The sequence below is a fragment of the Dactylosporangium sp. NPDC051087 genome (assembly GCF_055586325.1).
On sequence record NZ_JBVJIJ010000011.1, the window covers coordinates 103,078 to 115,617 of the forward strand.

Here is a 12,540-nt window from a genome sequence, read left to right on the forward strand (position 1 = left end):
GGTCAGAGAAAGCGGAGCCTGACACCGGCACCCGATCGATCCGTGCCTGTCACGCGGGACTGTCACGCGGGGCGCATGCGCTTGATCAGCAGGTATGCCTCGCAGCCGAGGCAGAGGCCGAAAACCGCGTTCAGGAATGCGGCGACCAGGGCGAACGACGCGCCCACGATGCCGAGCGCCGCCGGGCCGGCGAGGTAGCCGAGCACGGTGAGCACCGTGAAGAGCAGGCCGACGGCCTGGGCGAAGCGGACCGGGGCGCCGTCCTCCCGCTCGGCCGGCGGCGCGAGGCGCGGCGCGACGAGGTAGCGGTAGAGCAGTCCGTAAGGGGTCAGCCGCGGGTCGTACGCGCCGATGGCGAAGATCACAGCCTGGGCGAGGGCGAGCCAGCCGTTGCCGGTGAGCAGGACGACGACGAAGACGATCGTGGTCAGCCCGGCGGAGAACCGGGGGCCGCGCGGGTCGAGGGTCATGCGGCGAGCACCTCCGTGACGGTGGCGCGCAGCGCGGCCCGGTCGGGCACGCCGACGGTGCGCTGCGCGATGCGGCCGCCGCGGTCGACGACCAGCAGCGTCGGCAGGCGCCAGATGCCGAGGTCGCGGACGGCGTCGAGGTGCTCGTCGGCGTCGAGCTCGACGTGGCGGACCCCGGCGACGGCCGAGGCCAGGTCGGCGCAGACGGCGCGGACCTGGCGGCACGGCGCGCACGTCGCGGACGAGAAGTGCAGCAGGGTGACCGTGTCGCGGGCCGGGCCGAGCAGGCCCGCGGGCAGGTCACCCCCGGCCGCGCGGAGCTTGCCGTAGCGGGCCCGGTAGACGAGCCCGACCACGGTGGCGAGGGCGAGCAGCGCCACGACCACGATCGTCACAGCGGCAACTGTACGCCTTTCCCTACTGGACCGATAGGGATGGTTCAGGCGGGCAGGAAGGCGCGGATCTCGTCGGCGGCGGTGTCGCCGTACGACTCGGCGATGCGCTTCGTGAACTCGGCCGGCAGGATCTCGTACTCCTGCGGGCCGACGGTCTCCAGGACCAGCGCGGCGACCATCGAGCCGACCTGCGCGGCGCGCTCCAGGCCCAGGCCCCAGGACAGGGCGGCGAAGAAGCCGGCGCGGAAGCCGTCGCCGACACCGGTCGGGTCGTTGGCGACGACGCCCTTCGCGACCGGGACGTGGATCTCGGCGGGCAGGTCGCGGCCCCGGATGAGGGCGCCGTCCTTGCCGAGGGTGGTGACGAGGACGCCGACCTTGTCCAGCAGCGACTCGGTGGTCAGGCCCGTCTTCGACTCGAGGAGTTCCTTCTCGTAGTCGTTGGTCAGCAGATACGCCGCGCCGTCGATCAGCTTGCGGATCTCCTCGGCGGACATGCGGGCCAGCTGCTGGGAGCAGTCGGCGGCGAACGGCACGCCGAGCGCCCGCGCCTCCTCCGTGTGCCGGACCATCGCGATCGGGTCGTTGGCGCTGATCAGGACCAGGTCGATGCCGCCGACGCGGGTGTTGACCGGGGAGAGCTCGATGTTGCGGGCCTCCGACATCGCGCCTGCGTAGAACGACGCGATCTGGCACATGTCGTCGTCGGTCGTGCAGACGAAGCGGGCGGTGTGGGCGATCTCGCTCACGTACACCGAGTCGCAGTCGACGCCGTGGCGGGTCAGCCAGCTGCGGTAGTCGCCGAAGTCGGCGCCGACGGCACCCACGAGGATCGGCTTGAGGCCGAGCAGGGCCATCCCGTACGCGATGTTGGGGGCGATCCCGCCGCGGCGCACCGTGAGGTCGTCGACGAGGAACGACAGCGAGACCTTGTGCAGCTGGTCGGGCAGGAGCTGCTCAGCGAAACGGCCCGGGAAGTGCATCAGGTGGTCGGTCGCGATCGAGCCGGTGACGACGATCTTCATGGAAACCTCGGTCTCAAGACAACAGGGCCTGCACAGAGTAGTAGCCGCCCGGGCTAGGGGCGCGCTCGAGTCCCACAAGCTAGAAGCATCATCAAAAGCTCTTGATCAGCACAAAGCCGCCCTCCGAAGGCTCGGAGAGCGGCTCTGGAAAGCGGCTTAGTGGAAGGAGTCGCCGCAGGCGCAGGAGCCCTGGGCGTTGGGGTTGTCGATGGTGAAGCCCTGCGCGTCGATCCGGTCGGCGAAGTCGATCGTCGCGCCGGTGAGGTAGGGCACGCTCATGCGGTCGACGACGACCTCGAAGCCGTCGTAGGTGCTGACCTTGTCCCCGTCGAGCGAACGCTCGTCGAAGAAGAGCTGGTAGCGCAGGCCGGAGCAGCCGCCGGGCTGGACCGCGACGCGCAGCCGCAGGTCGTCCCGGCCTTCCTGCTCGAGCAGGCCCTTCACCTTGACAGCGGCTTCCTCGGTGAGGCCGATGCCGGCCGGGTTGTCCGTCTGAACAGGCTCGGCAAACTTCGAAGCGGTCACGATCAAGGCTCCCTGCGGTGATGTCTACAGTTCCATCGGATGCCAACGCGGAGGCGACCGACGGCATTCCCCCCCATAGTGACACGCTTTCGTGCTAGCGGCTCCACTGCAGAGCCAGGCGTTCCCCCAGTTCTCGCAGGCCGTCGGCCGGGTGGGCGAGCGCCCGTTCGACGCTGCCGAAGTGCTCGACCAGGGAGTGCGCCTCGGTGACGCCGATGCTGGCGGCCTCCCGGCGGCCCGCGTCGACCCGCCCGGCGACGACCACGCAGGGCACGCCGAGGTCCCGTGCGGCGTTCGCCACACCCGCCACGACCTTGCCGCGCAGGGACTGCTCGTCGAAGGCGCCCTCACCGGTCACGACCAGGGACACCTCCTCCAGTTCGGCGTCGAGGCGGGTCAGCTCGCGGACCAGGCCGACGCCTGAGGTGACCCGGCCGCCGAGGGCGAGCAGCGCGGCGCCGAGCCCGCCCGCGGCGCCCGCCCCGGGCAGGTCCGCGAGGCCCGCGGGAGCGCCGGGCAGCGTCCGCAGCACGTCGGCCCAGCGGGTCAGCGCCGCGTCGAGCTGGAACACGTCCTCCCTGGTGGCGCCCTTCTGCGGGCCGTAGACGGCGCTGGCACCGTGCAGCCCGAGCAGCGGGCTGTCCACGTCGGTGGCGGCCACGATCGAAGCGGACCGCAGCCTCGGCTCGCCGCCCAGCGCGGCACAGTCGATGAGGGCGGCTCCCCCGTACGGCAGCGCGTAGCCGGACGCGGACAGCGGCGCGGCGCCGAGCGCGGCGAGCAGGCCGGCGCCGCCGTCGTTGGTGCCGCTGCCACCGAGCCCGACGACCACCGTGGTGGCCCCGGCCTCGACGGCGGCGAGCAGCAGCGTGCCCAGCCCGAAGGTCGTGGTGTGCTTCGGGTCACGTTCGCCGCCGGCGAGCAGGTGCAGCCCGCACGTCTCGGCGCTCTCCACGTACGCGGTGGTGCCGTCCAGCACCACATGGCCTTCGGCCGGGTGGCCGAGCGGGCCGGTGGCCGCGACCGTGAGGACGCGGGCGTGCGGCAGCGCGGCGGCCAGTACCCCCGCGAAACCCGGGCCTCCGTCCGACAGCGGCCGCAGGACCAGGTCGTCGCCGGGCTTGACCTTCAGCCAGCCGGCGGCGAACGCCTCGGCCGCGTCGACGGCCGGGATCGTCCCGGCGAACTTGTCCGGGCACACGAGGACGCGCATCCGGACATTGTCCACGTCACAGTTGCCTGGTAGTGCGGGCGTGGGACGATTGGGGGGTGACCTGGGCTGAACCATCGTCGACCGCCACCGCGCTGCTGCTCCTCGGCCGCGGCACCGACCCTGACACCGAGAAGGGTGTCGAGTGCCCCGGCGACCTGCCCGCACCGAGCGACCCCGGCCTCGTCGAGCGGGCGAGGGCCGCGAAGGCCGCCCTCGGTGACCGCGTCTTCGTGCTCGGCCACCACTACCAGCGCGACGAGGTGATCCAGTTCGCCGACGTGACCGGCGACTCGTTCAAGCTGGCACGGGAGGCCGCCGCCCGGCCCGACGCCGAATACATCGTGTTCTGCGGCGTGCACTTCATGGCCGAGAGCGCCGACATCCTGACCTCCGACTCGCAGCGGGTCGTGCTGCCGGACCTGGCCGCGGGCTGCTCGATGGCCGACATGGCCGCGCTCGTCCAGGTGGAGAAGGCGTGGGAGCACTTCACCGCGCTCGGCATCGCCGGTGACGTGGTGCCGGTCACGTACATGAACTCGACCGCCGACATCAAGGGCTTCGTCGGGCGCAACGACGGCGTGGTGTGCACGTCGTCCAACGCGGAGACGGCGCTGAAGTGGTCGTTCGAGCGCGGCTCGAAGGTGTTCTTCCTGCCCGACCAGCACCTGGGCCGCAACACGGCCGTGTTGAAGATGGGCATGAGCCTCGCCGACTGCGTGTTGTACGACCCGCACAAGCCCGGCGGCGGGCTGACCGACCAGCAGCTGCGCGACGCGAAGATGATCCTGTGGCGCGGGCACTGCTCGGTGCACGGCCGCTTCACCCTCGACAGCGTCCGTGACGTGCGCGAGCGGGTCCCGGGCGTCAACGTGCTGGTGCACCCGGAGTGCAAGCACGAGGTCGTCACGGCCGCCGACCACGTCGGCTCGACCGAATACATCATCCGCATGATCGAGGCGGCGCCGGCCGGCTCGGCGTGGGCGGTCGGGACCGAGCTCAACCTGGTCCGCCGGCTCGCGCTCGCCCACCCGGACAAGCAGATCATGTTCCTGGACCGCAACGTCTGCTACTGCTCGACGATGAACCGCATCGACCTGCCGCACCTCGTGTGGGCCCTGGAGGAGCTCGTCGCCGGCCGCGTGCCCAACGAGATCACCGTCGACGCCGACACCGCGCATTTCGCCAGGGTCGCGCTCGACAGGATGCTCGCACTGCCGTAGGGGACCGTCCGATCACCCTCCGGTCACGCTGAGTGGCGGCCGGGGGGTGATCGCTGTCGGAGTCACGTCTTCGTGCCATGACGGACGTGCGGTCTGCGCTCGCATGCCGTAGATGTGGTTATGCTGCTGCGCGGGTTCACGCTCCGTCAGCACATCTGCCTTCAATCCCTGCCTGCAGGAGGGTCTTTCCGTGACCAACTACGACGCCGGTGACGTCCTCACCGTGCACGGCGGCGCGCCGCTCAACGGCGAGCTGCGGGTGCGCGGCGCCAAGAACCTCGTGTCCAAGGCGATGGTCGCGGCGGTGCTGGGCGAGACCCCGAGCACGCTGTTCGACGTGCCGGCGATCCGCGACGTCGAGGTGGTCACCGGTCTGCTGGAGCTGCACGGGGTGAAGGTGACCCGCGGCCCGCTCGACGGCGAGCTGCACTTCGACACCTCCGACGTCGAGTCGGCCAACGTCGACGAGATCAACGTGCACGCCGGCTCCAGCCGCATCCCGATCCTGTTCTGCGGGCCGCTGCTGCACCGCCTCGGCCACGCGTTCATCCCCGACCTCGGCGGCTGCAACATCGGCGGCCGGCCCATCGACTTCCACATCCAGGCGCTGCGCGAGTTCGGCGCGGTCGTGGAGAAGTCCGAGAAGGGCATGGACATCACCGCGCCCAACGGGCTGCACGGCGCCAAGCTGGAGCTGCCGTATCCGAGCGTCGGCGCGACCGAGCAGATCCTGCTCACGGCCGTGCGCGCCGAGGGCGTCACCGAGCTGCGCAACGCCGCGGTCGAGCCGGAGATCATCGACCTCATCTGCGTGCTGCAGAAGATGGGCGCGATCATCAAGGTGCACACCGACCGGGTGATCGAGATCCAGGGTGTACCGCGGCTCACCGGCTACACGCACCGCCCGATCCCGGACCGGATCGAGGCGGCCAGCTGGGGCGCGGCGGCCCTCGCCACCCGCGGCGACGTGTTCGTCCGCGGCGCCCGGCAGGCCGACATGATGACGTTCCTCAACCTGTTCACCTCGGTCGGCGGCGCGTTCGAGATCGACGACACTCCGGGCGTGGGCGGCATCCGCTTCTGGCACCCGGGCGGCGAGCTCAACGCCGTCGCGATGGAGACCGACGTCCACCCGGGCTTCATGACCGACTGGCAGCAGCCGATGGTCGTGGCGCTCACCCAGGCCCGCGGGCTGTCGATCGTGCACGAGACGGTGTACGAGCGGCGCCTCGGCTACACCGCCGCGCTCAACCAGATGGGCGCCACCATCCAGACCTACCGGGAGTGCCTGGGCGGGACGCCGTGCCGCTTCGGCCGCCGCAACTTCATGCACTCCGCGGTCATCGCCGGCCCGTCCAAGCTGCACGCCGCCGACCTGGTGATCCCCGACCTGCGGGCCGGGTTCAGCCACCTGATCGCGGCCCTGGCCGCCGAGGGCACGTCCCGCGTGTACGGCGTGAAGCTCATCCAGCGCGGCTACGAGGACTTCGAGGGCAAGCTCAACGGCCTCGGCGCCCACGTCGAGCTGGGCTGACGCGGATCCGCGCGGCGGGCGCCCCGAGCGTTGGGACGCCCGCCTACTGTCCGCTACCCTTCACGGCGTGCCGTCGTTGTTTTCCCGTAAGTCAGCAGAGCCCGCCGAGGCGCCCGCCGCCGAGCCCGAGGCGTCCGAGGTCGCGAGCGGTAAGCGCCAGACGCTGAGCAAGCGCGACCTGGGCAAGACCACCCCGAAGCGGGTCGTGGCCGGCCGGCGCGTCGCCGAGCCGCCCGCGGCGAACCGGCGCGAGGCCGCCAAGAAGATGCGGGAGCGGCAGCGGGCCGAGCGGCTCGAGGCCCGCGAGGGCATGGCCAACGGCGAGGAGCGCTACCTGCTCCCCCGCGACAAGGGCCCCGAGCGGCGCCTGGTGCGCGACATCGTCGACTCCCGGCGGACCATCGGCACGTTCTTCTTCGGCACCACGTTCGTGGTGATGCTCGTGGGCTTCAACCGCAACCTCAACCCGAGCATCTACTTCGCCGCCAACGCCCTCTTCGGGGTCATGGCGGTCGCGACCGCGATCGACAGCTTCCTGATCTCCCGCACCATCAAGCGGCTCGTCAAGGAGCGCTTCCCCAGCTCGACCGAGAAGCTCGGCCGGCTGTACTTCTACGCGATCATGCGGGCCATCTCGTTCCGCTTCATCCGCAACCCGAAACCGCAGGTGAAGGTCGGCGCCAAGATCTGACCTCCGCACAGCGGGCGGATCAGGCCGGCCGGGCGGCGACGGGGCGACAACGATTCGGCGGCGGCGCCCCGCCCTACGGTGGCGTTGGACGGCTCCTAAGCCGTACCCTCCCTTCGCGACCGGACCACGATTTCACCGGGTAGGCGTGCGGCGAGCGCCGGTGCATGATGGTGCCGGAGCGGGGCGAGGAGAGCGAAGCTGTGAGCGACGAGTACCCGGGGGAAGAGCCGGGAACCGCCGCGCCCACCTGGGCCGCAGTGCCGACGATGCCGTGGGGCCGGGTGCCGGAGCAGCGCCGCGACGAGCAGTCGCCGCAGGGCCGCGGCGGGCCTGAGCACCAGGGCGGCGAGCAGCGGGGCGACGACCCGTCCGGCCGCCGCGGGCAGGGCCGGCAGTATGGCGACCCACGCTTCTCCGGCGACCCGCGCACGGCCGACCCGCGCGGCGGCGACTTCCGCGGCGGGCCCGGCGACCCGCGCACCGGCGACCCGCGCACCGGCGATCCACGCTCCGGCGATCCACGCTCCGGTGATCCACGGTCCGGCGACCCGCGTGGCGGCGACTTCCGCGGCGGGCCCGGCGACGAGCGCGGCCGCCAGCACGGCGCGCCGCAGCCGCGGTGGGCGCAGGGGCCGCAGCAGGGTGGCTATCCGGTGCAGCACCCCGGTCAGCACGGGCATCCCGGCCAGCAGCCGCCGCAGGGGTACCAGCCGCCGCCGGTCCCCCAGCAGGGGCGTCCTCAGCAGGGCGGGTATCAGGGCCAGCCGCACCCGCAGCAGGGCTACCCGCAGGGCCGGCACCCGCAGCAGGGGCGCGACGACCGGCGCGGCTACGACGCCCCGCACGACGACCGGCGCGGCTATGACGGCCCGCGTGACGACCGGCGCGGCTACGACGGCCCCTACGAGCGCGGGCACGACGGCCGGCGCGGCTACGACGCCCCGCACGACGACCGGCGCGGGTACGACGCCCCGCACGACGACCGGCGCGGCGACCCGCGGCGCGGCTATGACGGTCCCTATGACGACCGGCGTGGGTACGACGGCCCGCCGGCCGGGCACGGGCGTCCCCAGCAGCAGGGGCACGGCCGGCCGCGCAACCCCGCCCTGGACGAGCCGACCGACGAGGTCCCCCGGGTGCGCCGCGGTGCCGCCGGGACGGCCGCCCCGGCCGGTCAGGCCGGCGCGGGCCGGGCCACGGTCTACGGCGCCCCGCCGCCGGTCGACGCGCCGATGAGCGCACCGCCGGCCGGGACGACGTACGGCGGTCAGGGCCGCTCCACGGTCTACGGCACCCCGGCCCAGCACACGGCCCCGCCCTCGCACGGCGGTCCGGGTCAGCAGGGCGCGCCGCCGCAGGGACGCACGTACGGCGCACCGCAGCAGGGCGCGCCGGCCGCACGGACGTACGGCGCGCCGGTCCAGCCCGAGCCGGTCCACGGCGACCAGGGCATGGCGAACCGGCCGGTGTCCGCCGCACCCGTGTCGTCGGCGCCGGTCTCGGCAGCCCCGGTCTCGGCGGCTCCGGTGTCCTCGGCGCCGCATCCGCCGGCGGCCGGCCACGACTGGCAGGACGACCTGGGCAACCGGCCGGTGTCCTCGGCCCCGAGCTGGAATGCCGACCCCGGCAACCACCCCGTGTCGTCCGCACCCGTTTCGGCCGCACCTGTCTCGTCGGCTCCCGTGTCCGCCGCTCCCGTGTCGTCCGTCCCCGTGTCGGCCGCCCCGGTCTCCGCCGCGCCGGTCTCGGTGGCCCCCGTCTCCGCCGTGCCGGCCCAGGCCACACCGCCTCACGCGGGGCCGTCCCACGCCGGGCCGTCCCCCGCCGGGCCGCCCCAGGGGCCGCCCCACGCAGGGCCGGCGCAGGGCCTGGTGCCGGAGCAGGCGGGGCCGCCGGCGGTCGAGCAGCTGCCCGCCGACGAGCTCCTTCCGGTGACCGTGCGGCCGATGAGCGCACCGCCGCTGGACGCGCCGGACGCGCCGTTCAACGCCTTCGGGCCCGCCGGAGGCGCGGCACCGGAGGCGCAGGCGGTGGACGTACCGGCGCAGCCGCCCGAAGCCGAGGGAGCCGCCGCGGTGCAGCAGACGGCGATGGACGCCTACCGCTCCGCGCCGCTGACCGGTGCCGGGGTCGACGGGCTGCAGGCGACGGGCTACCTGCCGATCGTGCGGCCCGGCGCGGAAGGGTTCCCGGCCGAGCTCGCGGCGCTGCTGCCGGCCTCGCCGGCGCCCGCAAGGAGCGAGACCCGCGGCGAGACCCCGGGCGAGGCGAAGGCCGAGGACACCGCGGGACCCGACCCGGAGCAGGTCCTCGCCGGCTACGTGTGGCGCTTCGACCCCGACACGCTGCGTGAGCAGATCGAGGGCGACGAGGTGCAGGAGCTCACCGAGATCCGCGACTCGCTGACCACGAAGCTGAACCGCGTCGAGGACAACCCGACCCGGGCCCGGCTGCTGAGCCTGCGCGCCGTGGTGTCGCGGATCCTCGGCGACCTGCCGAAGGCGTTCGCCGACGGCAAGCTCGCCCTCGCGCACGCCGAGGCCACCGGTGAGCTGCGCCGCATCGCGATCGCCCAGGCGCGGCTCGCGCACGTGCTGCAGTGGCGGGAGGAGTTCGAGGAGGCCGACCGGCTGTTCACGCTCGCCAACTCCAGCGAGCTGCCGGACCGGCTGCGGGCCACCATGCACCAGCACGCCGGCAAGTGCGCCTACGACCAGGGCCGGTACATGGAGGCCTGCAACCACTTCGAACGGGCCCTCGACCTGCGCAAGGAAGAAGACCCTGAGCTCATCGCGCAGACCGAGCTGGCCCTCGATGCGGTGTTCCGGCGGGTCGCGGAGAAGGGCTGGGGGCCGTACCCGCGCAGCCGCGAGGACATCCTGCAGATCCGCAGGTCACCGGCGCCGGCGTTCGACGAGCAGACCCAGCGCTGGGGCTACATCGAGCCCGACGGCAACTTCTGCATCGGGCCCGGGTACCTCGACGTGCAGCCGTTCCGCGACGGCGTCGCCTGGGTGCAGCGGCAGGGGTCGCAGAACTGGGAGCTCATCGACGACACCGGCAAGCTGCTCATCGAGCCGGCCGCCGGGTACCTCGGCGTCGGCAGCTTCTCCGACGGCGTCGCCTGGGTGTCGCGGGACGGCACCAACCGGTGGATCGCGATCGACAAGACCAACGCGGTGCTGATCTCGACCGGGTTCGACGACGTCCGGCCGTTCCGGCGGGGAGTCGCGGCGGTCCGGCGGGGCGAGCACTGGGGCGCCGTCGACAGCATCGGCCGGGTCGTCGTGTCGTTCCAGTACGACGGGTTCGCCACGGCGCTGCTCGACGGCCGGTACATCGACGGCTTCAGTGACGAAGGTCTCGCCGTGGTGTCCCTCGACGGGCGCAAGGGGGTCGTGGACCGGTCCGGGCGCGTCCTGGTGCCACCGATCCACCACACGCTGATGATCCACCCGGTCGCGTTCCTGATCGCGGACGACTCGCAGCGCTGGGGCGCGCTCGACCGGCGCGGCCGGACCGTGATCGAGGCCACGTTCCCGAGCCGGATGGGCGTGACTGACGAGATCGACCGGCTGCTCGCCGACACCCGGCCGGTCATGTAGTTGTACGGCCGGCCGTCCGGTCCTGTAAGCAAGAGGGTATGGAGTTTCGTCACCTCGGCCGGTCCGGGATGCTCGTCAGCGAGATCTCGTACGGCAACTGGATCACCCACGGCTCGCAGGTCGAGGCGGAGCAGGCGACCGCCTGCGTGCACGCCGCCCTCGACCTCGGCATCACCACCTTCGACACCGCCGACGTCTACGCCGGCACCCGGGCGGAGGTCGTGCTCGGCGACGCGCTGAAGGGTCAGCGCCGCGAGGGCCTGGAGATCTTCACCAAGGTCTACTGGCCGACCGGTCCCGGCCGCAACGACCGTGGCCTGTCCCGCAAGCACATCATGGAGTCGATCGACGGCTCGCTGCGGCGGCTGCAGACCGACTACGTCGACCTGTACCAGGCACACCGCTACGACTACTCGACGCCGCTCGAGGAGACGATGGAGGCGTTCGCCGACGTCGTGCGCAGCGGCAAGGCGCACTACATCGGCGTCTCCGAGTGGCGGGCCGACGAGATCCGCGCCGCCGCCGCGCTGGCCCGGGAGCTGCGCGTCCAGCTGGTGTCCAACCAGCCGCAGTACTCGGCGCTGTACCGGGTCATCGAGGCCGAGGTCGTCCCGGCGTCCGAGGAGCTCGGCATCGGGCAGATCGTGTGGTCGCCGCTCGCCCAGGGTGTCCTGACCGGCAAGTACCAGCCGGGTCAGCCGCCGCCGGCGGGGTCGCGGGCCACCGACGAGAAGTCGGGCGCCAACTTCATCTCCGGGCTGCTGCGCGACGAGGTCCTCACCGCCGTCCAGCAGCTCAAGCCGCTCGCCGAGCAGGCCGGGCTGACGATGGCGCAGCTCGGTGTGGCGTGGGTGCTGCAGAACCCGAACGTGTCCTCGGCGATCGTCGGGGCGACCCGGCCGGAGCAGCTGCAGGACAACGTGAAGGCGGCGGGCGTGAAGCTCGACGCGGAGCTGCTCAAGCGCATCGACGAGGTCCTCGACGCGGTCGTGGAGCGGGACCCCGGCAAGACGCAGAGCCCGGCCAAGCGGCCGTGATCGGGTGTGGCCCCCTGCTCGCAGGGGGCCACGCTCACGACCAGAACCTGAAGAGCTGGAAGCCGGTGCTGACCTCGCGCTGCGGCAGGCCGAGCACGTCGCCGATGCCCAGGACGACGGTGAAGAACCAGTCGTTGATGACCGGCGACCACAGCAGCGCGATGAGCAGCAGCATCCCGTAGGGCGCGACGTGGTTGAAGCCGCGCTGCCACTGCGGGCTCAGCCACGGGAAGAGCAGGTTGCCGCCGTCGACGCCCGGCATCGGCACGAAGTTGAGGATGCTCGCCGTCAGCTGCAGGAACGCCAGGAACGCCAGGCCGGCCCAGAACGCCGGGTCGCCGCCGTTGTCCATGCCCAGCGCGAACGGCAGGACCAGCACGACGGCGAGCACCATGTTGGTGGCCGGCCCGACGAAGCTGATCAGGCTGTCCATGAAGCGGCTGCGGATCGCCGCGTGGTTGACCCAGACCGCCCCGCCCGGCAGGCCGATGCCGCCGATCAGCAGGAACACGACCGGCAGCACGATCGACAGCAGCGGGTGCGCGTACTTCATCGGGTCGAGTGTCAGATAGCCACGGTGCGCCACGTCATGATCGCCACCCTTGAAGGCGACCAGGGCGTGCGCGTACTCATGCAGGCACAGCGAAACGGTCCAGCCGGTCGCGACGAAGAGGAACACGTCGATCCCCGGGTCGCCGAACCCGGTCCACGTCAGCCATCCGGAGATGACGAACGCCGCGAGGATCCCGAGAAACAGCGCGCTCGGCCGGAACGCCTCCCGGGGCAGTCCCCCGACCCGGCCCGGCGACCGGCCGAACGCCATCG

General features: G+C 72.4%; 11 protein-coding genes. 5 read left to right on the forward strand and 6 right to left on the reverse strand.

From position 1 onward, the window contains the following. Positions 1-62: 62 nt before the first annotated feature. The 5 genes from ACZ6TV_RS21955 to ACZ6TV_RS21975 form a co-directional block, all read right to left on the reverse strand. The gene (locus tag ACZ6TV_RS21955; protein WP_465299065.1) at positions 63-470 is read right to left on the reverse strand and encodes a DUF4395 domain-containing protein; all 408 of its coding nucleotides are present in this window, start codon (positions 468-470) and stop codon (positions 63-65) included. Beyond that, positions 467-865 carry a thioredoxin family protein gene (locus tag ACZ6TV_RS21960; protein WP_465299066.1) on the reverse strand — a complete coding sequence of 133 codons (399 nt, stop codon included), beginning with the start codon at positions 863-865 and terminating at the stop codon, positions 467-469. Before ACZ6TV_RS21960 ends, ACZ6TV_RS21955 begins: the two co-directional genes overlap by 4 nt. A 44-nt stretch (positions 866-909) precedes the next feature. Beyond that, positions 910-1,890, reverse strand: a complete 981-nt coding sequence (locus tag ACZ6TV_RS21965; protein WP_465299067.1) for a carbohydrate kinase family protein — start codon at positions 1,888-1,890, stop codon at positions 910-912. A 156-nt stretch (positions 1,891-2,046) separates the two neighbouring features. After that, complete coding sequence (locus tag ACZ6TV_RS21970) at positions 2,047-2,415, reverse strand: HesB/IscA family protein (protein WP_465299068.1); 369 nt, start codon at positions 2,413-2,415, stop codon at positions 2,047-2,049. Positions 2,416-2,509: 94 nt separating this feature from the next. After that, a complete protein-coding gene (locus ACZ6TV_RS21975; RefSeq protein ID WP_465299069.1) occupies positions 2,510-3,628 on the reverse strand; it encodes a glycerate kinase family protein in 1,119 nt (372 codons plus the stop codon). Positions 3,629-3,684: 56 nt separating this feature from the next. On the opposite strand from ACZ6TV_RS21975, the gene nadA reads away from it, so the two are divergent. From nadA to ACZ6TV_RS22000, 5 genes are all read left to right on the forward strand, one after another. Next, positions 3,685-4,848, forward strand: a complete 1,164-nt coding sequence (gene nadA / locus ACZ6TV_RS21980; protein WP_465299070.1) for a quinolinate synthase NadA — start codon at positions 3,685-3,687, stop codon at positions 4,846-4,848. A 190-nt stretch (positions 4,849-5,038) separates the two neighbouring features. After that, a complete protein-coding gene (gene murA, locus ACZ6TV_RS21985; protein ID WP_465299071.1) occupies positions 5,039-6,382 on the forward strand; it encodes a UDP-N-acetylglucosamine 1-carboxyvinyltransferase in 1,344 nt (447 codons plus the stop codon). 67 nt (positions 6,383-6,449) lie between these two features. Further along, complete coding sequence (locus ACZ6TV_RS21990; RefSeq protein ID WP_465299072.1) at positions 6,450-7,073, forward strand: DUF3043 domain-containing protein; 624 nt, start codon at positions 6,450-6,452, stop codon at positions 7,071-7,073. A 200-nt stretch (positions 7,074-7,273) separates the two neighbouring features. Then, entirely contained in the window at positions 7,274-10,678 is a 3,405-nt protein-coding gene (locus ACZ6TV_RS21995; RefSeq protein ID WP_465299073.1) for a WG repeat-containing protein, read from the forward strand. 38 nt (positions 10,679-10,716) lie between these two features. Then, positions 10,717-11,715 (forward strand): aldo/keto reductase family protein, encoded by a 999-nt coding sequence (locus ACZ6TV_RS22000; RefSeq protein ID WP_465299074.1) that lies wholly within the window; start codon positions 10,717-10,719, stop codon positions 11,713-11,715. Between the two features lie 34 nt (positions 11,716-11,749). Here the strand turns inward: ACZ6TV_RS22000 and ACZ6TV_RS22005 are convergent, their stop codons facing one another. Beyond that, a complete protein-coding gene (locus ACZ6TV_RS22005) occupies positions 11,750-12,538 on the reverse strand; it encodes a site-2 protease family protein (RefSeq protein WP_465299075.1) in 789 nt (262 codons plus the stop codon). Positions 12,539-12,540 lie beyond the last annotated feature (2 nt).

Coding starts and splice junctions, on each gene's coding strand:
- ACZ6TV_RS22005 (WP_465299075.1), bottom strand. CDS start 12,538: ATGGCGTTCGGCCGGTCGCCGGGCCGGGTCGGGGGACTGCCCCGGGAG.
- ACZ6TV_RS21975 (WP_465299069.1), bottom strand. CDS start 3,628: ATGCGCGTCCTCGTGTGCCCGGACAAGTTCGCCGGGACGATCCCGGCC.
- ACZ6TV_RS22000 (WP_465299074.1), top strand. CDS start 10,717: ATGGAGTTTCGTCACCTCGGCCGGTCCGGGATGCTCGTCAGCGAGATC.
- ACZ6TV_RS21955 (WP_465299065.1), bottom strand. CDS start 470: ATGACCCTCGACCCGCGCGGCCCCCGGTTCTCCGCCGGGCTGACCACG.
- ACZ6TV_RS21965 (WP_465299067.1), bottom strand. CDS start 1,890: ATGAAGATCGTCGTCACCGGCTCGATCGCGACCGACCACCTGATGCAC.